A 23,370-nucleotide genomic window follows, 5' to 3' on the forward strand; every position below is an offset into this window, starting at 1 on the left:
AGCTTAGGCGCTAGGCGGCACGTAGCCGGCAGCAGCATCGGCGCCATCGCCGAAGAAGTGCTTTTCCATCTGCTGCGCCAGATATTTACGGGCGCGCTGATCGGCCAGATTCAGACGGTTTTCGTTGACCAGCATGGTCTGGTGCTTGAGCCATGCAGCCCACGCTTCTTTCGACACCGATTCGTAAATCTTCTTGCCGAGTTCGCCCGGGTAAGGCGGGAAGTCCATGCCTTCGGCTTCCTTGTTAAGTTTGATACATTGCACGGTGCGGGCCATTTGCGACACTCCTAAAGCTGAACGTAAAACGCCATTATAAGGTTTTAATCAGAACCTGGGATTTGCGCTGCCAGTTGTACATGCGCTGCCGGTCTTTAGGCAGGGCATCCACGGTGGCCGGCACAAAGCCGCGTTTCTGGAACCAGTGGGCCGTACGGGTGGTCAGCACGAACAGCTTGGTGATGCCGATGGCACGCGCGCGGTTCTCCATGTGCTTGAGTATGCGCTCGCCGTCGCCCTGCGCCTGCACTTCCGGATTGACAGTGAGGCAGGCCATTTCGGCCATTTTCTGTTCGGGGAAGGGGTACAGCGCCGCGCAGCCGAAGATCACGCCATCGTGGTCGATCACGGAGAAGTAGTCGATTTCGCGTTCTATCAGTTCGCGGCCCCGTTTCACCAGCGTGCCGTCGGCTTCCAGCGGTTCGATCAGTTTGATGATGCCGCCCACGTCTTCGATGGTGGCCTGACGTAGCGATTCCAGATTGTCATGCGAAATCATGGTGCCCACGCCATCGTGGGTGAACAGTTCCAGCAGAGCCGAGCCATCCATCTCGAACGGCACGATGTGGGAACGCTCGACGCCATTGTGGCAGGCCTTGACGCAGTGCTTGAGGTAGAACGCCGTCGAATCGGGCAGGAAGCCGGCCATCAGCACGGCTTCGGCCTGATGCGAGGACAGTTCGCGGATTTCCGTGCCACCCGCGTCCGTCATCATCGGGGTTTCGGTAATGAAGATCAGCTTGTCGGCGTGCAGGGCGATCGCCGCGCTGCAGGCCACGTCTTCCATGGTCAGGTTGAAGGCTTCGCCGGTGGGCGAGAAGCCCAGCGGCGACAGCAGCACCAGACCGTCCGAACCGAGGATGGAGTGGATGGTTTCGGCATCGACCTTACGGGTGATGCCGGTCAGCTCGAAATCGACGCCATCGATCACGCCGAGCGGACGGGCCGTGATGAAGTTGCCAGAAATGATACGGATCGCCGCATGCGACATGGGCGTATTCGGCAAGCCCTGGCTGAACGCGGCTTCGATATCGAGGCGCAGTTCGCCGGCAGCTTCCTTGGCGCATTCGAGTGCGGCCGGGTCGGTGATGCGCACGCCGTTGTGGAAGCGGCCTTCCACCTGACGCAGCGCTAGCTGTTCGGCGACCTGCGGGCGCGAGCCATAGACCACGGTGACGTTGATGTCGAGCGCGTGCAGCAGCGACAGGTCGTGGGCCAGCACTTGCAGGGCGCCAGCGCTGACCAGTTCACCGGGGAAGGCGACCACGAAGGTCTTGCCACGGAAGGCGTGGATGTAGGGCGCGACGGAGCGCAGCCAGTGGACGAATTGGGTAGGGTTTTCCATTAGGCGCATTATAATTCGGTGCGCGACTTCCGCGCCAAAACCTTTGTAAAAAACAATGTCAGACGTCCGTAATCAGCCTAAAAACCCGCAGAATCGCCCCGCACAACGCTCGCCGCAAGGTCGCAAGCCGGATCAGCCACCCCGCCCCAAGCCTGCGCAGTCGGCAGGGCAGGCCGCTGCGCAGCCAGTTGTGCAGCCCGCCCGGCAGGGCGGCGCACGCCAGCCGCAGGGCGAGCGCAAGCAGCGTGAACAGCGCCCCAGGCTGACGCCGGAGGAGCAGGCCGCGCGCGAAGCGGAGCGGCTGTTCCGCAACCCGCTGCCGGAGATTAGCTACCCCGAGGACTTGCCCGTTTCGGGCCGCCGCCACGAGATCGCCGAGGCATTGCAAGGCCATCAGGTGATCATCGTCAGCGGTGAAACGGGCTCCGGCAAGACCACCCAGCTACCGAAGATCTGTCTGGAACTGGGGCGTGGCCAGAAGGGCCTGATCGGCCATACCCAGCCGCGTCGTATCGCTGCATCATCGACGGCCAAGCGGATTGCGCAGGAACTCGGTGCGCCGCTGGGCGTGCACGTGGGCTTCAAGGTACGTTTTGCCGATACGCTGACCAAGGGCGCGTCCGTCAAGCTGATGACGGACGGGATACTGCTGGCCGAAACCCAGACCGACCCGCTGCTGAAGAATTACGACACCATCATCATCGACGAGGCGCACGAACGTAGCCTGAACATCGACTTCCTGCTCGGCTACCTGAAGCAGTTGCTGCCGCGCCGTCCTGATCTGAAGGTGATCATCACCTCGGCGACCATTGATGCGGACCGTTTTGCGCGCCATTTCGGTACGGCTGAGAAACCTGCGCCCGTGATCGAAGTGTCGGGCCGTCTGTACAAGGTGGAGGTACGCTACCGTCCTATCGACAGCGATGTGCCAAATCCGGCCGTGGCCAATGCCGAAGGCAAGGGCCAGCGCACGGCAGCCGCGCGCGAGAAGCGCGATCTGATTGATGCCGTGGTCGATGGCGTGGATGAAGTGGCGCGTATCGGCAGCGGCGATGTGCTGGTATTCCTGCCCGGCGAGCGCGAAATCCGCGATGTGGCCGAGGCGCTGCGCAAGCATCACCCGCCCCATGTGGAGATACTGCCGCTGTTTGCCCGCCTGTCGGCGGAGGAACAGGAGCGCGTGTTCAGAACCACCAATGCGCGCCGCATCGTGCTGGCCACCAACGTGGCCGAGACTTCGCTGACCGTGCCCGGCATACGCTACGTGGTCGATGCCGGTCTGGCGCGCGTCAAGCGCTATAGCTACCGCAACAAGGTCGAGCAGTTGCAGATCGAGCCGATTGCCCAGTCGGCGGCCAACCAGCGCGCCGGCCGTTGCGGCCGGGTGGCCGATGGCGTGTGTATCCGTCTGTACGACGAGCAGGAGTTCCTGCAGCGGCCCAAGTTCACCGAGCCGGAAATTCTGCGTTCCTCGCTGGCCTCCGTGATTCTGCGCATGAAGACGCTGCATCTGGCCGATGTGGAGACTTTCCCGTTCATCGAGCCGCCGCTGGCACGCGCGATTGCCGACGGCTACCAGCTGCTGCAGGAACTCGGTGCGGTGGACGAGTACAACCAGATCACGCCACTGGGCAAGAAGCTGGCCAAGCTGCCGCTCGATCCGCGCGTGGGCCGCATGATACTGGCGGCGCAGGACAACGTCTGTCTCGATGAAATGCTGATCATTGCTGCCGCGCTGTCCGTGCAGGACCCGCGCGACCGGCCGATGGAACACCAGCAGGCGGCCGATGAAGCACACAAGAAGTTCGCCGACGAGAAATCGGAATTCTTGAGCTATCTGAAAATCTGGAAGTGGTTCGAGAATGCCATCGAGCACAAGAAGACCAACCGCCAGTTAATGGACAACTGCCGCACGAATTTCCTGTCGCAACTGCGCCTGCGCGAGTGGCGCGATGTGCATTCCCAGTTGCTGACGATTGTGAAAGAGCAGGGCTGGCGCCTCAACGAAGCACCGGCTACTTACGAAAACCTGCATCTGGCGCTGCTGACTGGTCTGCTGGGGAATATCGGCTTCAAGAGCGATGATGAACCGGGTGCCGGCTACCTCGGTGCGCGCGGCATCAAGTTCAATATCTGGCCCGGTTCCTCGCTGCTGAAGAAGCCCGGCAAGTGGGTGATGGCGGCCGAGTTGGTAGATACCACCCGTCTGTATGCGCGCTGCGTGGCGCAGATCCAGCCCGAGTGGCTGGAAAAAGTGGGCGGCCATCTGCTGAAAAAATCGTGGGGCGAGCCGCGCTGGGAAAAGCGCGCCGCGCAGGTGACCGCATCCGAGCGCGCCACCCTGTACGGGCTGGTGGTGTACAGCCAGCGCCGCATCAACTACGGCCAGTTCAACCCGAGCGAAGCGCGCGAGATCTTTATCCGTGATGCGCTGGTGGGTGGCGACTACGATACCCGTGCGCCGTTCTTTGCCCACAACCACAAGCTGGTCAAGGAAATCGAGAACCTCGAACACAAGTCGCGCCGTCTCGACGTGCTGGTGGACGATGAACTGATTGCGGCCTTCTACGACAAGCTGCTGCCGGCCGATATCGTCAATGGTGCCGGTTTCGAAAAGTGGCACAAGCAGGCCACGCTGGATAATCCCAAGCTGCTGTACCTGAACCGCGATGAACTGATGCGTCATGAGGCAGCCGGCGTGACCACTGACCTGTTCCCGAAAACCATGGCGGTGACGGGGCTGGAACTGCAGCTGACCTATCACTTCGAGCCGGGCAGCGTGCGTGATGGCGTGACCATGGCGGTGCCGCTGTATGCGCTGAACCAGTTGCCGCGCGAGCGCTGCGAATGGCTGGTGCCCGGTATGCTGAAGGAGAAGGTGCATCTGCTGCTGAAGTCTCTGCCGCAGAAGCTGCGCCGCCATTGCGTGCCGCTGCCTGACTATGCGGCGCGCTTCTGCGAGCGCGTGCAGGAAGCGGGCAGCTTTGGTCGTGGTGATCTGATCGACGCCATCATTGCCGATATCCGCGCCCAGATCACCATCTCCGTGCTGACCAGCGACTTCAAACCCGAGACGCTGCCCGCGCACCACTTCATGAATTTCAAGGTGATCGACGAGCATGGCCGCCAGCTCGATATGGGGCGTAATCTGGCGACGCTGCAGGCCGAATTCGGCACGCAGGCACGCGAAAGCTTCCAGAAAATGGCCGAGGCCAATGGCGGGCAGGGCGTCAGCATGCGTGCGCTCAGCACCAGTGGCGGCAAGGTGCCGGCGAAGACGCCAGTGCAGTATGGCGCGGCTACGGCCCAGCCAGCGGCGCAGGCCGGCGCTGCGGCGGGTGCTGCAGGTGCGAAAAGCGGTCACGCGCAGCCTGCGGCGGGCGCTGGCAATGCCGCTAGCGGCTCGAGTACCGCCAACGGCATTACGCTCAATGGGCTGACTAGCTGGACTTTCGGCGAGCTGCCGGAACTGCTGGAAATCGTGCAGGGCAAGCTGACGCTGATCGGTTTCCCTGCGCTGGTGGACAAGGGGACGCACTGCGATCTGGAAGTGTTCGATGATCCGACCGTGGCGGCACGTACCCATCGCGCCGGCCTGCGTCGTCTGTTCGCCTTACAGATGAAGGACCAGATCAAGTTCATCGAAAAGAGCATCCCCAATCTGCAGCAGATGGGCATGCAGTTCATGAGCATGGGTACGCAGGAAGAACTGCGCGAGCAGATCATCCAGAAGGCGCTGGACATCGCCTGCCTGCAGGACCCGTTGCCGCTTGATGCCGCCAGCTTCGCCAAGCGCAAGGATGAAGGCAAGTCGCGGCTGGTGCTGCTGGTGAACGAGATCGCGCGCCTGCTGTCGCAGGTGCTGACCGAATTCCACGGCATGCCCAAGCGTCTGCAAGGCCTGCCTGCGGCCGTGGCCAGCGATATGCAGGCGCAGTTGCAGGGGCTGGTGAACAAGCGCTTCCTGATGGATAACGAGTACAGCCAGCTGGCGCACTTCCCGCGCTACCTGAAGGCGATGAATGTGCGAATCGAGAAGATGCGCGGCGATCCATCGCGCGACGCCAAACAGATGGCGGAATGGCAGCAGGCAGCGCAGCTTTACCTGCGCGCTGCACGCGACAAATCGGCGGGCCGGAATACCGATCCGAAGATGGTGGAGTTCCGCTGGATGCTGGAAGAATTGCGTGTCTCGCTGTTTGCACAGGAGCTGCGTACGCCTATGCCGGTGTCGGTCAAGCGCTTGCAGAAAGTGTGGGAATCGATGCAGCGCTGATGCGGCTGCAGGATTAAGCTGAAAGGGCGCGGCCGCGGTATCGTGGTCGCGCCCTTTTTTTGTGGACGGGCAGCTTAGAGCAGGAAGGCCAGTACCGCCACGGCAGTCGGCGCCAGTGCGCCCAGCAGCAGGCCGATGGCACCAATGGAGGCGTCGCGGAAGCCGTGGCGCAGCAGCGCGGCACCGGCCGGATTGGGCGCGTTGGCGATCACCGTCAGGCCGCCACCGGCCACGGCGCCTGCCACCAGCATGTATTGCGACTGCGCGCTGATGCCCTGTATCAGCGAACCGAGATAGGTCAGCGCAGCGTTATCCGTAATCGCCGTCAGCCCCAGGGCGCTGAAGAATAGCGCGGTTGGCGCCAGACTTTCCACGATAGGCTGCAACCACCATTGCTGCATCCCGCCCAGCACCACCAGACCGGCGAGGAAGAAGCCTACCAGCAGGCCTTCCTTGATGATCAGCGGCTGCTGGTAGCGCTGGTAGGCGATGGTAAAGCCGAGGAACAGCATGAATAGGCCGAGGAACAGCACAGGGTGGTGGCTGAACACCACCACCAGCGCCAGAAAGGCCAGATGCACGGCGCTCACCAGCAGCGGCACGGGCGCGCTGTCGCTATCGCTATTGGTGTGCGGGCGCAGATGGCGCGCCAGTATGGCCGTGATGACCGTGGCGTTGAACAGCACGGCCAGCGCCGCGCGCCAGCCGAAATGTTGGGCCATGAAGGCGCTATCCCACTGCCAGGTAGTGGCCACCATCAGCACGGGTGGGGCGGCGTAGGCTGTCAGCGTGCCGCCTATCGACACGTTCACGAACAGCACGCCCAGTGCCGCATATTTAAGCCGCTCCGGCATATCGTCGCGGAACACCAGCGGCGCCAGCATCAGCGCGGCGAGCGTCATGGCGGCCGGCTCGGTAATCAGCGAGCCACTGAGCGGCACCAGCGCCATGCCGAACCAGACCAGAGCCAGCTCGGTGCGCAACGGCAGCAACCGCGCCAGACCACCCAGCAGGCCCTGTACTACGGCCAGCACGGGGCGCGAGGCGGCTACCACCATCACGGTGAACACGAACAGCGGTTCGGTGTACTGGCGCGATTCGGCATAGGCGATGGCGCTCTCGCCACCGCCGACGATGGCCATGCTGATGATCAGCACGATGGCCCAGAAGCCGAACACCACTTCCACTTCGCCGAGCAGGTGGAACAGGCCCGCGTGGCGCGGGTGGCGGTGGGCCAGCTGTTCGATGGATTTGGCGGCAAAGGTATGCAGCAGTGCCAGACCAAACAGGATGGCGCCCAGCAGTTGTACAGTGTGCAAAGTTAATCCTTGTCCAATGATTTAAATGGCTAGATAGTCATCTTACAACATGCTGCGTACGCTACAGAAGAATGCCGGATCGGATGGTGTATCCTAGTCCGAATTAAGACTGAAATTAGTCTTTATCTCTTTGTTGTCGAGGTTTGAGCATGAAATTTTCCACGCAGGTAAAACCTATCAGCTATCTCAAAAGCCATACGGCCGAGATTGTGAAGGAGCTCACGGAGCATCGTCAGCCTTTACTGATTACCCAGAATGGCGAAGCCAAACTGGTGGTCATGGACGTCCAGAGCTATGAGGAGCAGGAAGAGACGCTGGCCCTACTTAAACTGCTGGCGATGGGAAATCATGAAATCGAGCAGGGCAAGTTCCGTGATGCCGAAGAGGTGTTTGCCGAACTCGATAAGGCCGATGAGGTATGACGCATCGCGTTGTTCTCCTCGCTTCGGCTGAGCAAGATCTGAAAGACCTGAGAGCCTATCTGCTCAAGAATTTTTCTTCCGACACATGGGCTAGCTCTTACGCCCTGATCAAACACACCATACGCCAGTTGCAGCACTTCCCGCAGGCTGGAACCATTCCTGACGAACTGGAAAAGTTGCACCTTGCGCAATACCGGCAGGCACTGGCAGGGATGAACCGCATCATTTACGAAGTCCGGCAGGAAGTGATTTACGTTCATATGATTGTCGATGTGCGGCGTGATATGAAAAGCTTGCTGACGCGACGACTATTGCGCCTCACATAGCCTGGCCCAGTAGTTGTAGCAGACCGTCGGCAAAGCTGTTGCGCCAGTGTTCGTAGCCGTGGGCTGCGGCATATTCGCGGTAGCTGGCGGCATAGCCTTTGGCCTGTAGTACATGCAGCAGATGGCGGCTGGTGTCGCGGATGCCGGGCTGGTTGTCCCGTCCCAGCTCGAACAGGCCCGCTTCCAGATGGATCTGCAAGGGCTGGCGCGGCGTGCTGGCGATCTGCTCAGTCAGCCATTCGGCCGGACGGCTGTAGCGCTGCGCCTGTTCCCAGCCCGGCGCCCACCAGAAGGAGCCGGACTGGCTATACACTTTGCCGAACAGCTCGGGGTGGCTGTAGCCGGCCCAGACGGCGGCCAGTCCGCCATAGCTGGCGCCAGCGATTACGGTGCGGCTGGCCGGTGCGGACAGGCCGCGTGCCTGCGCCCAGGGCATCAGCTCTTCGGCCAGAAAACGGGCGAAGGCCGGATTGGGCGGTAATTCCTGGCTGCGGGTTTCATTGCTGGGGTTGTGGATGAAGATGGCCGCCGTGCGTGGCAGGCGGCCGCTGGCGATCAGATTGTCCAGTATCACCGGTGTCGGCACGTCGCGCGTATAGTGCTCGCCGTCGAACACCACCAGCAGGGCACGCTGCGGGTCGTTCGCTTGCCAGCCAGCCGGCCGATACAGCTGGATTTCGCGGCTGTTGCCCAGTATCTGGCTAGGCAGGCGCAGGCTTTCCAGACTGCCGGCGGCCACGCCCGGCCGCGGCGCGTTCCAGATGGCGACTGGTGCGGCCGGTAATTCGAACAGGCTCTCGCCATCGTATTGGTCCAGCGGTGCGGCGATGCTGCTATGCGGGTTGAGCGGATCGCGCTGGGCCGTGGCGAGGATGGCGCGGCGGCGGATGTGCGGCGCCGCGTTCAGTTCGGGAACATCCGGTGCCAGCCGGTAGGCCAGCCGGGTGCTGTCAGGCAGGCGGTAGCTGCGGTACCAGACATCGGTGCCGGGCAAATGCTGCAGTTCCTCGTGGTCGGCCGATGGTCCGCCAAACAGGCGCACGCCCCGTTCGGCGCCGCGCCACAGGAAGGTCACCAGTGTTTCGTGTTCGGCCAGCGGCGGCGTGACGCCCGTGCTTTCTACCAGCGGGGTGGTGCTATGACGGAGTTCGGCCCAGAAGGCTTCCAGTCCGGCCGGCTGCTGCAGTAGTGCCCTTAGCCGCGGGCTGTCCGGCAGCTGGGCGGGGGCGGTCTGTGCCGTGCGGGGCACTTGTTGCAGCAGTTCCAGCCGGTAGTCGCCGGCCTGCGGTGCTCTGACGTCGAGCCGGTAAGGGCCAGCCGCACCGGCCACGAACATGAATTCTTCAGTGTCGCGCTTGCCCTGACTGAGGACGCGTACGCGCTGGCCGTTTTTGTCCAGCAGCACCAGTCGCATGCCATGACCGCTTAGGCGGCCTTGCACATAATCGCCCGGCTGGAGCGTGAGCTGATGTTCGCGGCTGGATTTGGCCGCCAGCGTGCCGCTGTAGACGGGGAGTTCAGCGGCGCAGAGGGCGGCGCTCAGGCCGGAAAACAGCAAAGCGGGCAGGACGATGGAAAGAGGCAGGCGGCGCGGCATGAGGGTTCCTTGTAAAAATGTAATGGGTGAATGTTGCAAATGATAATGATTCTCATTACAATAATAAAGTAAATTCACTCGCTCGCCAGCAGACGCCAGCCAGCCTTCATCTTTCGGAGAAAATATGGCGCTGCAAATTACCCCTATCGCCCTGGCGATAGCGATGCTGTCCCTGCCGCATTGGGCAGTGGCACAAACCCAAGAGAATAAGGACAAGACTCCCCCCGCCGAAACTACGCTGCCGACCGTGCAGGTTTCCGCCACGCTGGAACGGGCTGGCGATCTGCCGGCCGCCTATGCAGGCGGGCAGGTGGCGCGCGGTGCGCGGTTGGGCCTGCTGGGCAATCAGGACGTGATGGATGTTCCGTTCAACATCACCAGCTATACGGCCCAGCTGATCGAAGACCAGGGCGCCAGAACGGTGGCCGATGTACTCAACAACGATCCGTCGGTGCGCTTCACCACCTCGGGCTCGCATGCTTACGAGAATTTCCGTTTGCGCGGTTTCGATGTGCATTCGTCCGATCTGGCCATTAACGGCCTGTACGGGCTGGCACCGCTGGGCCATGCTTCGCTGGAATTTGCCGAGCGGGTGGAAGTGTTCAAAGGCCCGAGCGCCATGTTTGCCGGTATGGCGCCTAGCGGCGGCGTAGGCGGCACCATCAATCTGGTGCCCAAGCGCGCTGCCGATACGCCGCTGACCCGGGTTAGCGTGGGCTATCAGACTGAGAACCAGCTGTCGACCAGCATCGATGCAGGGCGTCGCTTCGGCAGTGCCAAGGAATTCGGCGTGCGCGTGAATGGGGCGTATAGCGATGGCGAAGCCGCCCTGAAAGGTCAGGACAAGACGCATCGCTTCTTTTCCACGGCACTGGATTACCGCGGCACTGCGCTGACGGCCTCGCTTGATGTGTACGACAGCAAGGACAAGTTCAGCGGTGGCTCGGCCGCCATGTTTGGCTTTGCCAGCCCCAACCTGCCGGCCGCACCGGATGGCAACATCAATATGCTCAGTTCGGCGGCGGGTGAGCTGGCTAGCCGGGCCATCATTGCCCGTGCCGAATACGCCGTGAACAGCCAGCTCGCGCTGTTTGCCAGCGTAGGCGCCCGAACCCATGATTATTCGGGCTGGGTGAACGGCACCCATGTGCACAATATTCAATCGAATGGCAATGCCCAGGTGCGCGGCGTGGCCCAGCGTGGCTATGACGATAGCCATGCGGCCGAAGCGGGAGCACGACTGTTTGTTTCGGCCGCCGGCATCAGCCATGATCTGGTGCTGCAGGCCACCCGGCTGGAGCTGGAATCTGGCAGCCTGTCGAATGTGACGGGCATGGTGGCGACCAATATCTACCAGCCCGTGGCACCGCCGCTGCCGGCCATGCCTGCACTGTACGTGCCGAAAGGCAGTAGCGCTACGCTGTCCAGTCTGGCGCTGGTCGATAACCTCGTGCTGCTGCAGGACCGTTTGCGCCTGACCGTGGGCGTGCGCCAGCAGCAGGTACAGCAGCGTAGCTATAACCCTGCCGGTGGGGTAACGGCCAATTACGACGAGGCCGCGCTGACGCCGGCCATGGGCGTGGTATTCAAACCTTGGGGCGAGGGGCTGGCACTGTATGCCAGCTATGTGCAGGGCCTGAGCCAGGGCGCCAGCGTGAAGTTGGCGAATGGCTATGTGAGCGACCAGACCTTCAAGCCCTACAAGACGGCCCAGCGCGAACTGGGGGTGAAGTGGAATGCCGGGCGCTACACCCATACGGCGGATTATTTCGAGATCGCCAAGCCGGAGCTGATTACCACCGGCACGGCCCCCAAGCTGCTGGCTTCCGACAGCGGCGAATCGCAGGTGCGCGGGGTCGAGTGGAATACCTTCGGCCAGATTCTGCCGTCCCTGAGTGTGCTGGGCGGGCTGTCCTATACCAAGAGCGAGCTGACCAAGTCTGCCGGCGGCATCAATCAGGGCAATGAGTTGTTCGGCGTGCCGCGCTGGCAAGCCAATCTGGGCACGGAGTGGGATACGCCGCTGGCAGGCGTACACCTGAATGCACGCGTGATCGCCACTTCCAAGCAATATCTGAACAATGCCAACACCTACCAGATTCCGGGCTGGGGCCAGCTGGACGTGGGCGGCCGCTATGAAACCCGGCTGGCGCAGCACCGTGCTGTGCTGCGGCTGAGCATCAACAATCTGCTCGACCGCGCTTACTACTCGGGCAGCTTTGCCGAACCCCGCGCCACGCTGGCGCTGGGACGTACCGTGCAGACTTCGCTGTCGGTCGATTTCTAAGCGGGTTCCGCTCCACCCGTCGTGCCGCGCGTGCCGCTTGCGCGCGGCACGGTTTTCTTTCGCTTTGCTGCCCTGTGGCCTGTGTCCTATGTCCTATTCTTTTCTCTTGAGCTTGCTGGCCCAATGTGCCGGCACTGTGCTGCTATATCTGGCCTCGCCTAAGCAGCACTGGCTGGCCACGCCGCTGGCAGCCCGGCCGGCCCGTGCGCTGGCCTGCGTCCTGTTGCTGGCTGCGCTGGCCGGTCTGCTGCACAGCTTCCAGCTCGCGGCGGCGCTGTTCGTCTTCCTTCACGTGCTGATGCTGCTATTGCTGCTTCTGCCTTATTGCGGGGCGTGGCTGGTGTTGCGCCGGAGGGCAGTCTGATGGCGCGCCCGCAAGCGGCGCCCATTGCGCGCGACTGGCTAGGCAAAACGCTGGCCGGCATCCTGCTGGGATTCACCCTGGCACTGGGCTGTTCCGCGCTGTTTGTCTGGCTGGCAGCGAGCCTGCCGCAGTCGGCCCGTAGCCAGTTAGCCATGTGGCTGCTGGCGCCCGTCTGGATAGGCGTGCTGGGCGGCGTGTTTTTCTTCCGTAGCGGCAAACAGGCGTGGCTATGGCTGGGCGCAGCAAATCTGCTGGTGTTCCTCATTCCCATTCTCGGCCGTCATTTCTAATTCAGGCAGCATCATGCGATCAGACTATCTCCGCATCTATAAATCCGTTCATACCTGGACCGGCATTCTGGCCGGCATGGCCCTGTTCATCGCGTTCTATGCCGGTGCGCTGACCATCTTCAAGGATGCGCTGGCGCGCTGGTCTAGCGCACCGTCGGCCGTGTATGGCCAGGCGCTGGCGCTGGAACGCGTGCCCGAGCTGATCGTGCGTACTTTGCAGGCCCAGCCGGCAGCGGGCAAGGATTTCCGCCTGCATCTGGCCGCGGCCGAACATCTGCCTGGCGGGCTGTCGTGGCAGCTGCGGCCGGACGGCGAGGACGAGCATGAAGCGGGCACGGCGCGGCACTACGTCGCCACGCTGGAGAGCACGGGCAGCGTGCAGGTGACGCAGGTGGCGCCGTCCGGGCTGGTGAGCTTTATCGATCGCCTGCACCGGGTCGCGGGCTTGCCGGACGATAAGGACGAATATCGCTGGGTGATGGGCGTGGTTGCAGTGCTGTATGCACTGGCCCTGATCTCGGGCGTGATCGTGCTGCTGCCATCGCTGGTTAAGGATTTCTTTGCCCTGCGCATAGGGAAAAATCTCAAGCGCATGTGGCTCGATGCGCACAATGTGGTGGGCATCGCCAGCTTGCCGTTTCATCTGGTGATGGCGCTGACGGCCATAGTGTTTGCCTACCACGATGGGTTTTATGTGATCCAGAATAAGCTGATCCATGCGCCGCGGCCAGCCGCAGCACGGCCTGCCGGTACGACGGCGCCGGTGCGTGATCCGGCGCAGATGCTGTCGCCCGTGCAGTTGCTGGCGCGGGTAAGAACATTGTCACCGGATTTTGAGCCCAGTTCGCTGCAATATCTGCAGGTGAGTAGTGCGCGCGCGGCTGTGCGGGTCTGGGGCCATGATCCGGCCGCCCATGCCCCGCGCTTTGGCGGCGGGTTTGTCGCGCTCGACCCTTACACGGGCAAAGTGCTGAGTGCCGATTTCCTGCCCGGGCGCCAGAGCAATGCCTATGCCCTGATCGGCAGTTTCTTTGCGCTGCATTTCGGTACCTATGGCGGCCTGCCTGTGCGCTGGCTGTATTTCCTGCTGGGCCTGGCGGGCGCATGGCTGTTCTACAGCGGTAATCTGCTGTGGGTGGAAAGCCGCCGCAAAAAAACTGCTCCGCAGGGCGCGGATGCTGTGACGGCGGTACCTGCGCAGCGGCGCGATGTCCGGCTGCTGGCAGCGGCCACGGTGGGCATCTGTGTGGGGACGGTGCTGGCCATCTCGCTGATCATCGTTGCCAGCAAATGCCTGAGCCTGCCACATGGCTGGTATCCGTGGATGTATTACCTGGTGCTGCTGGCGGCGCTGGGCTGGTCCTGCTGGCGCGGGGCGGCGCGTGCGGCGATACATCTGCTGTGGCTGGCGGCGCTGGCAACGCTGGCGATTCCGGCCAGCAGCCTGCTGGGCTGGGCATGGCCCGCACTGGGCCTGTGGGGCCATACCAGCAGCGCTGCGCTGGGCGTGGATGGCACGGCGCTGCTGGGAGCACTGGGCCTGATCTGGATGGCGCGCGCCACTACGCGACGCGCCCTGCATGGCCCGGCCGATAGCGTGTGGGCGATCCGCTGACGCTGGCTTGAGCGGGGCGGCAAGGGAGGAGGGCAGATAGGCATTGACTAAGCTGAGCAGAAAATGTACTGTATGCATATACAGTATTTTTCGCTTTGCTATTGTTCTCAAATGAGCCGCTCCGCATCACTTGTCGCGCCGGAAACAGTCCATCCCTCGCTCTGGCTGGCGTCGCAACTGGCGCGCAGCAGCGGGCGCTGTATCGACACGGGCTTTGCTGCCCTGTCCAGCCAGTTGCCCGGTGGCGGCTGGCCGCAAGGCGTGCTGATCGACCTGTTGCTGCAACAGCATGGCATGGGCGAGTTACGCCTGCTGCGGCCCGCTTTGCAGGCGCTCGGGCGGCGCCCCATTGTGCTGCTGCAGCCGCCGCATGCGCCGCAGGCGCTGGCACTGGCGGCGCTGGGGCTGGAGCCGTCGCAACTGGTGTGGATACGCAGCGGCGCGCGCAGCAGCGATGCGCTGTGGGCGGCCGAGCAGGTGCTGCGCAGCGGCTGCTGCGGCGCGCTGCTGCTGTGGCAGAACCATGCGCGCGGCGAAACCCTGCGCCGTCTGCATCTGGCCGCGCAGACGGGCGATACGCTGTTCTGCCTGCTCAGGCCGCTGGCAGCGGCGCAGGATGCTTCGCCGGCGCCGCTCAGGCTGGCGCTGCACACGGCGCCGGGCGGCATCGAGATCGGTTTCGTCAAGCGACGCGGGCCGCAACGTGATGCCCCGCTGTTTTTACCTCTGACACCTACTCTGTTTCAACGCCATGCGTCTCTGGATCGCTCTACACCTGCCGCGCTTGCCACTCGAAGTCTTCTGTCCGCGCTGGTCAGCTGACCTGTGCACGGTGGTGCTGGAGCAGGAGCGTGTGGTGGCCATGTCGGCGCTGGCGCAGCAGGCCGGTGTGCAGCTGGGCATGCGGCGCGGCGGCGCGCTGATGCTGCTGCCCCATGCCCAGTTCCAGCAGCGCGCGCCGCAACTGGAACTGGAAGCACAGCAGGCCGTGGCGCTGGCGCTGCTGCAATTTACCCCGCAGCTGGCGCTGGTGGAGGAAGCTTCGCTGCTGCTCGATGTGGGCGCCAGCCTGCGCCTGTTCGGCGGTCCGCTGGCCTTATGCCGGCGCGTGCGCAGCAGCTTGCGCGCACTGGGCTTCAGCGCCACGCTGGGCTGCGCACCGACGGCGCGCGGGGCGTGGCTGCTGGCGCGCAGCGGCGGCGGGCGGGCCTTGAAAATGGCCAGCTTGCTGGGCCGGATCGATGGCCTGCATGTGAGTGTGCTGCCGCCGGCGCGGCCTTATCTGGCATGGCTGGAGGGCATAGGCTGTCTGACGCTGGGGCAGTTGCGCCAGTTGCCGCGCCCCGGTCTGCAGCGCCGCTGCGGGCGCGCTTTGCTCGATATGCTAGACGATGCCGCCGGCATGCGCCCCGAGCTGTACCAGTGGCTGCAGCCACCGGCCAGCTTCCGTGCCCGCATCGAACTGTTCGACCGCGTGGAGCAGACCTCGGCCCTGCTGTTCGGTGTGCAGCGTTTGCTGCAGCAGCTGACGGGCTGGCTCACGGCGCACCAGTTTGCCGTTGAACGCGTGCGTCTGCTGCTCGAGCATGAGCGGGGCCGGCAGGCAGGGCCGCCCACCGTGATCGAGGTTGTGCTGGCGGAACCGACGTGGCGCGATGCCCACTTGCTGCGGCTACTGAAGGAGCGGCTGGGGCGGCAGGAACTCGATGCGCCCGTGATCGGCCTGTGTCTGGAAGCGCCGCAGGTGCAGCCCATGGCGCCGCCCAGCGAGTCGCTGTTTCCCGAACCGGGGGGCAGCAAGGAGGACTGGCAGCGGTTGCTGGAAGTGCTGACGGCGCGGCTCGGTGCGGAGAACGTGCTGCAGGCAGCGCCGCTGGCCGATTACCGGCCCGAGCATGCCAACCAGTGGGTCAGCGTGCAGCAGAAAATCCGTGCGCCGGATGCCCGTGCACAGCTACCGCCCGATGTGCCGGCCCTGCCACGCCCGGCATGGCTGCTGGCCCAGCCGATAGCGCTGCTGATGCGCGAGCACCGGCCTTACTATGGCTCGCCGCTGAAAATCATTTCAGCGGGCGAACGCATCGAAGCAGGGTGGTGGCAGTCTTTGCAGACGCGTGATTATTTTATGGCGGAAGGGGCGGATCACGCCCATTACTGGTTGTACCGCGAACGGCCCAGCGGCGGTGATCCGGCGCAGGCGCGCTGGTATCTGCACGGCTTTTTTGCCTGAGTGGCGATGCTGCTGGCTGCTACGCGGGCAGCAGCCAGACAGGTGGGACGGCAGGCGATCAGTCGCCGTATTCTTCGGACAGGTCTTTCCAGCCTTTGCTGGTCGCAAAAGTGTTAAAAGCGTCAGGCGCTTCCAGCACCAGCAGGCGGTTTTCCTGCAGTACGCTGTCGCCCGCCGATACGCTGGGGCCGTTGTAGCCGAGCTTGCGCAATTGCGCCTGCACGGCGGCGATCAGGCCGGCGTCCTTGTGCAGACCGCTGATGGGGCCGGCAAAATCGACATAGACGTCGATCGCGCCATAGCCTTCATCGAAAATGCGGATGGCTTTGACTTTGTGGGTACGGCCGCTGCCGTCGATGGCCTCGAAGGGGCCGCTGAGATGGATGTCGGTGTCTTGGTTCATGGCGCCAGCATACACCAGATTGGCGCCGCGTTGCACCAGCGCCGCTGTAAGCAAAGCCAGCAAGGCAGAGTAGCTGCCACGCTGGCTGTTTGCAGTGCGCTTACTTCAACGGTTGCAGAATCGCTTCCAGACGGTCCGGCGTACCGCTGATGCGTTCCAGACGCGGATACTTGAGACCCTCGTGGTAGTCGAAGGCATAGGTCTGGTACAGATTGCCTTTTTTCACCAGCAGGCTGATCGGGTCTTTGCTGGTCTTGGCGGCTGTGATGGCGGCGCGCAGCACTTCCGGCTTGTAGGCGCGGCCATTCACGGCCACCAGCGTGCTACCACCGGACAGGCCAGCCTTGAAGCCCAGACCTTCCCACTGGAAGGCTTCCAGCTTGCCTTCCGAGCCCACCGAGAAGCCCAGCGAGTACTGGAAGTTGGCCGATTTGCTCTGCTCTTCCTGCGCTTTCAGGAAGTCGGTCGGCTTTTCCGTGTACACCAGTTTCCAGCCGGCGCGGGCCAAACCGTCGAGCGGGGCGCGCGGGCCATGGCCGTCCAAACGGCTACGCAGGAAAGTCGCCCAGTCATATGGCTGCACAGCATTCAGGTCGCGCACCACGTCGTCGAAGGTGTAGTGCTTGGCCACGTTGACGCCGTCATCGACGCCGAAGAAACGACGCGCGAAATCGTTGAGCGAGCGCTTGTCGCCCGACAGTTCGCGGATCAGGGTGTCGGCATCCAGCCAGATCAGCTCACCTTCGGAGTAATAGTCCTCGGCACGCTGCCAGTTGTTCCAACCCTGCGCACGACGGCCATTGACGATAGGGTCATTGGTGGTGTCCTGCACGGCGCGCCATTCGCGGCCTTTGACGTTGTCGTAGCGGGCCGCAGTGGCAGCGATCAGGTCGCGCGTATGCTCGGTCTTGATCAGGCCGGAACGGGCCGCCAGCACGGCGCCCCAGTACTGGGTCTGGCCTTCATACACCCACAACAGCGAGTTCTGCAGTGGGGTGTTGAAGTTCGGTACGTTCTGATCGGCCGGACGGCGGAATTTTCCGTTCCACGAGTGGGTGAATTCATGCGGCAGCAGCTCGCGCCGCGCTTCATGCTTGGACCAGTCGGTGAAGTAGCCGAGCTTGACGCCGTTTTCGCTGGACTGGTGGTGCTCGCGGCCGATGCCGCCGAATTCGTCGCTGATGGCGAACAGGAAATCGTAGTGCTTGTAGTGCTGCGAGTTAAACAGTTTATACGCTTGCTGGATCAGCGCGCGGTGCGGCGCGATCTGCTCGGGCGTGGCTTCCAGTTGGTCGGCCGAGTCGGCCACCACGTTCAGATGCACGGGGATGCGCGCGCCCGGATCGAGGTCGATGCGGCGGAAGTAGCGCCCGGCGAACAGCGGCGAATCCATCATGGCTTCCAGATCGAGCGGCTTGAAGGCGATCTCGTCACCGCTGCGCTGGGCGGTTTCCAGCGCCGTGCCGTACTGCCAGTCTTTCGGCACGGTCAGGTTGGCCTGCATGGTGATCTTGCGGCTGTCGTAGCCGGCCGGATACAGCGTCACGGATTGCCACTGCACGCCGAGGATGTCGTTGGTCATGGTGGTGCGGCCCTGCGCCGCTTCGGTCGGCGACAGGTACTGGAACTCCACGTCCACACTGCTGGCGCCCTGCGGCACGTTGATATGGAAGGCGTACACGTTGACGGTGTCGCGCACCCAGTCTATCTGCTTGCCGTTGGCATAGACCTTGAGGCCGGCGAACTGGCTCAGCGTGCCGCTAGGGCCGTGATTGCCCACGACCCACTGCGGATACAGCAGCGTCAGTTTGCCGGGCTGGGCCGGAATGCTTTCCCGCACGCGGAAAATCTGCTGGGCCGTATTGGTGGCGTCCACTTTCAGCACGATGGTGCCCGGATAGGGCTGGTCGGAAATACTGTCGGCGTGGGCAGGGTAGGCGCAGGCGAGCAGGGTAGCGAGGATGGCGCGAGGCAGGAACATGTTCTCAGGTCAAAAAACGTAAAAACTGAGTGTAGCACGTAGGAAACAAGTGAAATGTTGCAAAGCGTATCAGCCAGCAAGAGCCGCCGATTCCGGCCGGCAGAAAATTTTTTTAGAAAAATCGAAAAAAATTTAAAAAAAATTGAAAAAAGGTGGCCGGCTGGGGATGGCCGGGGCATTTTTCAAGGCCTTGAAAGGCCCAAAAACCATCCTATATCGGAGTCAGTGGTCGCCCAGATGGGGGCCACCAGACCATATCGCTTAACTTGAAAAGGATATCTATCATGCGTAACTTCGACCTGACCCCACTGTATCGTTCGGCTATCGGTTTTGACCGTCTGGCCCAAATGCTCAACGACGCGCAACGCGGCGATGCAGCCCCTAGCTATCCTCCTTACAACATCGAACTGGTGAGCGACGATCAGTACCGCATCGTGATGGCACTGGCCGGCTTCAACCGTTCGGAAATCGACATCACCTTCGAGCGTGATTCACTGCAGGTGGTAGGCCGCAAAGAGAAAGACACTACTTCGCGCACCTATCTGCACCGCGGCATCGCGGCACGGGATTTCGAGCAGCGCTTCCAGTTGGCCAACCACGTCAAAGTGACCGGTGCCACCTTCGACAACGGCATGCTGACCATCGAACTGGTACGCGAAGTGCCGGAAGCCCTCAAGCCACGCAAGATCGTCATCGACGGCGGTGCTAACGTGACGGCGCTGGAGCAGCGTCAGGCTGCCTAATACCGGTGCTTAACGCCGCTACCGCATCGCGGTAGTTTGAAATAAGCGACTGGCCGGAGCTGAGTTGAGCTTTCCGGCCAGTTGTACGTCTGTCTGGCCGAGCGGTTTTTCTACTGCTGCGGCCAGTGCTGCGTTGGCCTGCGGGCGCGTGGCGAGTGCTACTTCCGCGCTGCGGCCGACCTGCAAAAAGTTAAGACGCATCTAAGTTTGCTGCCGCATATTGGCAGTGTTGAGCAACCTTATTTGTCAGCTTAATCGTAACCTTCATTGCAGGAGTTTCACTATGTCTCAATCTACTCTCAAACGTGCAGCCCTGGCAGTGGCCGTCCTGGGCGTGATCGGCGTGGGTGGCGCTGTCGCAGTGCAGCAAGGGAATGCTGTTGCCGCCGCTCCAACTGTGGTTCAGGCCGCGCCAGCCGCCGCCGCTGCGGTGGCCGTGCCAGCACCGAGCATCACTTTGCCGGACTTCAGCGTGATCGTTGATCACAACGGTCCCGCCGTGGTCAACATCAGCGTTACCGGCAGCACTCGCACCTCCTACAACGAACAGGCCGGCCGCGGCGATCCGTTTGCCGATGATCCCTTCTTCGAATTCTTCCGCCGCTTCCAGATGCCGCAGCAGCGTGGCGGCCAGCGCGTGCCTACCCATGGCATGGGCTCGGGCTTCATCGTCAGCCAGGATGGCGTCATCCTGACCAATGCCCACGTGGTGCGCGATGCTACCGAAGTGACGGTGAAACTGACCGATCGCCGCGAATTCCGCGCCAAGGTGCTGGGCTCCGATCCGAAAAGCGATGTGGCAGTGCTGAAGATCGATGCGAAAAACCTGCCCGTGGTGCCGCTGGCGAAATCGAACGATCTGAAAGTGGGCCAGTGGGTACTGGCCATAGGCTCGCCGTTCGGGCTGGAAAACACCGTGACGGCCGGCGTGGTCAGTGCCAAAGGCCGCTCGCTGCCGGACGGGAATGTGCCCTTCATCCAGACTGACGTGGCGGTCAATCCCGGCAACTCGGGTGGCCCGCTGTTCAATACGCGCGGCGAAGTGGTCGGCATCAATTCGCAGATCTACAGCCAGACGGGCGGCTATCAGGGCTTGTCGTTCGCCATTCCGATTGACGTGGCCAACAAGATCAAGGACCAGATCATCACCACCGGCAAAGTTACCCACGCCAGACTGGGTGTGACGGTGCAGGAAGTGAATCAGGGCTTTGCCGATTCCTTCAATCTGGCCACGCCGGAAGGTGCGCTGATCTCGAATGTGGAAAAAGGCGGCCCTGCCGACAAGGCCGGCCTGAAAGCCGGCGATGTGATCCGCACCCTGAATGGACAGAAGATTGTCAGCTCGGGCGATCTGCCGGTCATGGTGAGCATGGCTACGCCGGGCGAGAAAGTAACGCTGGAAGTCTGGCGTCAGGGTAAACTGGAGTCGCTCAAGGCCACGCTGGGCAATGCCAACGACAAGGCGCAATTGGCCGATAATGAGCGCGACGAGCAGGCCACGGGCAAGGTACGCCTCGGTCTGTCGCTGCGGCCGCTGGAAAACATCGAGAAGCGCCAGTCCGGCATCAGTTCCGGTCTGGTGATTGAAGATGCGCGCGGCGCTGCGGCGGCGGCCGGTGTGCAGCCGGGCGATGTGCTGCTGTCGGTGAACGGCCGTCCAGTGCAGAGCGTGGAGCAGGTGCGCGAAGTGGTGGACAAGTCCGGCAAATCGGTGGCATTGCTGATCCAGCGGGGCGACGATAGAATCTTCATTCCCGTGCGGCTCGGTTAATTAGCCGGATTCCGCAGGCCGTCATCCGGCCGGCAGAACGCGACACAAAAACAGAAAGGAAATAACAAGATGCGACTTCTGCTGGTAGAAGACGATACGATGATCGGTGAAGTAGTGCTTGACCTGCTCAGGGCCGAGCACTACGCAGTCGACTGGGTCAAGGATGGCGCCATGGCCGATACGGCGCTGCAGACCCAGACCTATGATCTGGTGCTGCTCGATCTGGGCCTGCCGCGTAAAGATGGTCTGGAAGTGCTGCGCTCGATGCGGGCACGCAAGGAGCTCACGCCCGTGCTGATCGCCACCGCGCGCGACGCCAAGGAACAGCGTATCGCCGGCCTCGATGCCGGTGCCGACGACTATGTACTGAAACCCTATGATCTGGACGAACTGCTGGCGCGCATCCGTGCGCTGCTGCGCCGCTCGGCCGGCCGTGCCGAACCCGTGTTCGAGCATGGCAATGTGAGTGTCAATCCGCAGACGCGCGAAGTGCTGGCCGATGGCAAGCCGGTCAACCTGTCGGCGCGCGAATGGGCCGTGCTGGAAGCGCTGATCGCCCGTCCCGGCATCGTGCTGTCGCGCCAGCAGCTGGAAGAGAAGCTGTATAGCTGGAAGGATGAAGTCAACAGCAATGCGGTGGAAGTGTATATCCACGGCCTGCGCAAGAAACTCGGTGCGGAACTGATACAGAACGTGCGCGGTCTGGGCTATATGGTTCCCAAACTATGAAGAGTATGAAGGTGAAAGTGCGTATGCCGCCGCTGCCCAAGGTGCCGGTGGTAACGCACTCCTTGCGCGGGCGTCTGCTGTGGTTCCTGCTGGCGGCAATTACCATGGCAGCCATCGCGCAGGCCATGGTGGCCTACCGCAGCGCGCTGAATGACGCCGACCAGATTTTCGATTACCACATGGAGCAGATGGCGATGGCGCTGCGCTCCAGCGCCACGCTGACCAACAAGGCCGCCGATACGGCGGCCGATCCGGAAAACGATGATCTGGTGGTGCAGGTCTGGACCCCGGACGGGGCGCAGGTGTTCCGTTCCCTGTCGCGCGCGGCGCTGCCCCAGCGCGCCGTGCTGGGCTTTTCCAACGTCAAGGCGAATAACACCACCTACCGGATTTTCTCCGTCCAGACCAGTAACCAGACGGTGCAGGTGGCGCAGGATATGGCGGTACGCAAGCGCATGGCCGGCACGCTGGCGTTGCGCACGGTGGGGCCGATCGCCGTGATGGCACCCGTGCTGATGCTGGTGGTGTGGTGGGTGGTCAGCGGCTCGCTGGCGCCGGTGTCGCGCGTCAAGCGGCAGGTGGCGGCGCGTCAGGCCGACGATCTGTCGCCCGTGTCGGAAAACGATCTGCCCGATGAAGTGCTGCCGCTGGTGCAGGAGCTGAACCTGCTGTTCGGCCGTGTGCGCACGGCGTTCGAGGCGCAGCAGCATTTCGTGGCCGATGCTGCGCATGAATTGCGCACGCCGCTGGCGGCGCTGAAGCTGCAGGTACTCAGTCTGGAGCGGGCGCAGGATGACGCGGCGCGCAGTGTGGCGGTCGCGCGCGTGACGGCCGGTATCGAACGGGCTACCCGGCTGGTCGAGCAGTTGCTGATACTGGCGCGGCAGGAAGGCGCCCAGCAGGAAGTGACGCTGGAACCCGTCAATCTGACGGAGCTGGTGCGCCGTACGCTGGGTGATATGACAGGGCTGGCGCAGGCGCGCCAGATTGACCTGGGCGTGCACCATGCGGACGAGGTGACGGTGGCGGGGCAGAGCGATGCGCTGATTATCCTGCTGCGCAATCTGGTCGATAACGCCATCAAATACACGCCGTCCGGTGGCACCGTCGATATCGACCTGCGCCGCACGGCCGGTGTGGCCGGCAAGCCGGGCCGCATACTGCTTAGCGTGGAAGATTCCGGCCCCGGCATAGCACCGGAAGAGCGCGAGCGGGTGTTCAGCCGCTTCTACCGCGTGCCGGGCAGTCCGGCTGGCGGCAGCGGTCTGGGGCTGGCGATTATCCGTTCCATCGCCGAGCGTCATCAGGCCATCCTGAGCCTCGATAGCTCCGAGCGGCTGGGCGGGCTGAAGATCAAGGTCGATTTTCCTGACACTGTGTAGGCCACTCCAGTCTA

At 62.8% G+C, this 23,370-nt stretch carries 19 protein-coding genes; 13 read left to right on the forward strand and 6 right to left on the reverse strand.

Annotated elements, in window-relative coordinates:
* Positions 1-3: 3 nt before the first annotated feature.
* Together GM655_RS04075 and argA are read right to left on the reverse strand one after the other, a co-directional pair.
* Positions 4-276, reverse strand: coding sequence for an oxidative damage protection protein (locus GM655_RS04075; RefSeq protein ID WP_155433315.1), 273 nt, complete (start codon positions 274-276; stop codon positions 4-6).
* 34 nt (positions 277-310) lie between these two features.
* On the reverse strand, positions 311-1,621 hold the full coding sequence (gene argA, locus GM655_RS04080; RefSeq protein WP_155433316.1) for an amino-acid N-acetyltransferase: 1,311 nt from the start codon (positions 1,619-1,621) through the stop codon (positions 311-313).
* 55 nt (positions 1,622-1,676) lie between these two features.
* On the opposite strand from argA, the gene hrpA reads away from it, so the two are divergent.
* Positions 1,677-5,897: an ATP-dependent RNA helicase HrpA gene (gene hrpA / locus GM655_RS04085; RefSeq protein ID WP_155433317.1), complete on the forward strand. Its 4,221-nt coding sequence runs from the start codon at positions 1,677-1,679 to the stop codon at positions 5,895-5,897.
* A 74-nt stretch (positions 5,898-5,971) separates the two neighbouring features.
* On the opposite strand, the gene GM655_RS04090 is transcribed toward hrpA, so the two are convergent.
* On the reverse strand, positions 5,972-7,216 hold the full coding sequence (locus tag GM655_RS04090) for a putative Na+/H+ antiporter (protein WP_155433318.1): 1,245 nt from the start codon (positions 7,214-7,216) through the stop codon (positions 5,972-5,974).
* Positions 7,217-7,365: 149 nt separating this feature from the next.
* Between GM655_RS04090 and GM655_RS04095 the strand changes: the two genes are divergently transcribed.
* Entirely contained in the window at positions 7,366-7,638 is a 273-nt protein-coding gene (locus tag GM655_RS04095) for a type II toxin-antitoxin system Phd/YefM family antitoxin (protein ID WP_155433319.1), read from the forward strand.
* The gene (locus GM655_RS04100) at positions 7,635-7,964 is read left to right on the forward strand and encodes a type II toxin-antitoxin system RelE/ParE family toxin (RefSeq protein ID WP_155433320.1); all 330 of its coding nucleotides are present in this window, start codon (positions 7,635-7,637) and stop codon (positions 7,962-7,964) included. Before GM655_RS04095 ends, GM655_RS04100 begins: the two co-directional genes overlap by 4 nt.
* Here the strand turns inward: GM655_RS04100 and GM655_RS04105 are convergent.
* Positions 7,957-9,561, reverse strand: a complete 1,605-nt coding sequence (locus GM655_RS04105; RefSeq protein WP_155433321.1) for an alpha/beta hydrolase-fold protein — start codon at positions 9,559-9,561, stop codon at positions 7,957-7,959. The two genes, GM655_RS04100 and GM655_RS04105, sit on opposite strands and share 8 nt — an antisense overlap.
* Positions 9,562-9,685: 124 nt before the next feature.
* Here GM655_RS04105 and GM655_RS04110 point away from each other — a divergent pair, with 124 nt between their 5' ends.
* From GM655_RS04110 to GM655_RS04135, 6 genes are all read left to right on the forward strand, one after another.
* Positions 9,686-11,848 carry a TonB-dependent receptor gene (locus tag GM655_RS04110; RefSeq protein ID WP_155433322.1) on the forward strand — a complete coding sequence of 721 codons (2,163 nt, stop codon included), beginning with the start codon at positions 9,686-9,688 and terminating at the stop codon, positions 11,846-11,848.
* A gap of 88 nt (positions 11,849-11,936) precedes the next feature.
* Positions 11,937-12,212 carry a hypothetical protein gene (locus GM655_RS04115; RefSeq protein ID WP_155433323.1) on the forward strand — a complete coding sequence of 92 codons (276 nt, stop codon included), beginning with the start codon at positions 11,937-11,939 and terminating at the stop codon, positions 12,210-12,212.
* Positions 12,212-12,502 carry a hypothetical protein gene (locus tag GM655_RS04120; RefSeq protein WP_155433324.1) on the forward strand — a complete coding sequence of 97 codons (291 nt, stop codon included), beginning with the start codon at positions 12,212-12,214 and terminating at the stop codon, positions 12,500-12,502. The genes GM655_RS04115 and GM655_RS04120 overlap by 1 nt, the downstream gene beginning before the upstream one ends.
* 13 nt (positions 12,503-12,515) lie before the next feature.
* Positions 12,516-14,117, forward strand: a complete 1,602-nt coding sequence (locus tag GM655_RS04125) for a PepSY-associated TM helix domain-containing protein (RefSeq protein ID WP_155433325.1) — start codon at positions 12,516-12,518, stop codon at positions 14,115-14,117.
* A 111-nt stretch (positions 14,118-14,228) separates the two neighbouring features.
* Entirely contained in the window at positions 14,229-14,939 is a 711-nt protein-coding gene (gene imuA / locus GM655_RS04130; protein ID WP_155433326.1) for a translesion DNA synthesis-associated protein ImuA, read from the forward strand.
* Complete coding sequence (locus GM655_RS04135) at positions 14,869-16,347, forward strand: Y-family DNA polymerase (protein ID WP_155433327.1); 1,479 nt, start codon at positions 14,869-14,871, stop codon at positions 16,345-16,347. Before imuA ends, GM655_RS04135 begins: the two co-directional genes overlap by 71 nt.
* A gap of 58 nt (positions 16,348-16,405) precedes the next feature.
* Here GM655_RS04135 and GM655_RS04140 read toward each other — a convergent pair whose 3' ends face one another.
* A complete protein-coding gene (locus GM655_RS04140; protein ID WP_155434119.1) occupies positions 16,406-16,750 on the reverse strand; it encodes a hypothetical protein in 345 nt (114 codons plus the stop codon).
* 100 nt (positions 16,751-16,850) lie between these two features.
* Positions 16,851-18,731, reverse strand: a complete 1,881-nt coding sequence (locus GM655_RS04145) for a M61 family metallopeptidase (RefSeq protein WP_155433328.1) — start codon at positions 18,729-18,731, stop codon at positions 16,851-16,853.
* 284 nt (positions 18,732-19,015) lie between these two features.
* Here GM655_RS04145 and GM655_RS04150 point away from each other — a divergent pair, with 284 nt between their 5' ends.
* The 4 genes from GM655_RS04150 (at position 19,016) to GM655_RS04165 (ending at position 23,356) form a co-directional block, all read left to right on the forward strand.
* Positions 19,016-19,474, forward strand: coding sequence for an Hsp20 family protein (locus tag GM655_RS04150; protein ID WP_155433329.1), 459 nt, complete (start codon positions 19,016-19,018; stop codon positions 19,472-19,474).
* Between the two features lie 283 nt (positions 19,475-19,757).
* Positions 19,758-21,245 carry a DegQ family serine endoprotease gene (locus tag GM655_RS04155; protein WP_155433330.1) on the forward strand — a complete coding sequence of 496 codons (1,488 nt, stop codon included), beginning with the start codon at positions 19,758-19,760 and terminating at the stop codon, positions 21,243-21,245.
* Between the two features lie 69 nt (positions 21,246-21,314).
* Positions 21,315-21,974: a response regulator gene (locus tag GM655_RS04160; RefSeq protein WP_155433331.1), complete on the forward strand. Its 660-nt coding sequence runs from the start codon at positions 21,315-21,317 to the stop codon at positions 21,972-21,974.
* On the forward strand, positions 21,971-23,356 hold the full coding sequence (locus GM655_RS04165) for an ATP-binding protein (RefSeq protein WP_229632358.1): 1,386 nt from the start codon (positions 21,971-21,973) through the stop codon (positions 23,354-23,356). The genes GM655_RS04160 and GM655_RS04165 overlap by 4 nt, the downstream gene beginning before the upstream one ends.
* Positions 23,357-23,370 lie beyond the last annotated feature (14 nt).

It is taken from the genome of Pseudoduganella danionis (genome assembly GCF_009720775.1).
In the GTDB taxonomy this organism is placed as follows: domain Bacteria; phylum Pseudomonadota; class Gammaproteobacteria; order Burkholderiales; family Burkholderiaceae_D; genus Rugamonas; species Rugamonas danionis.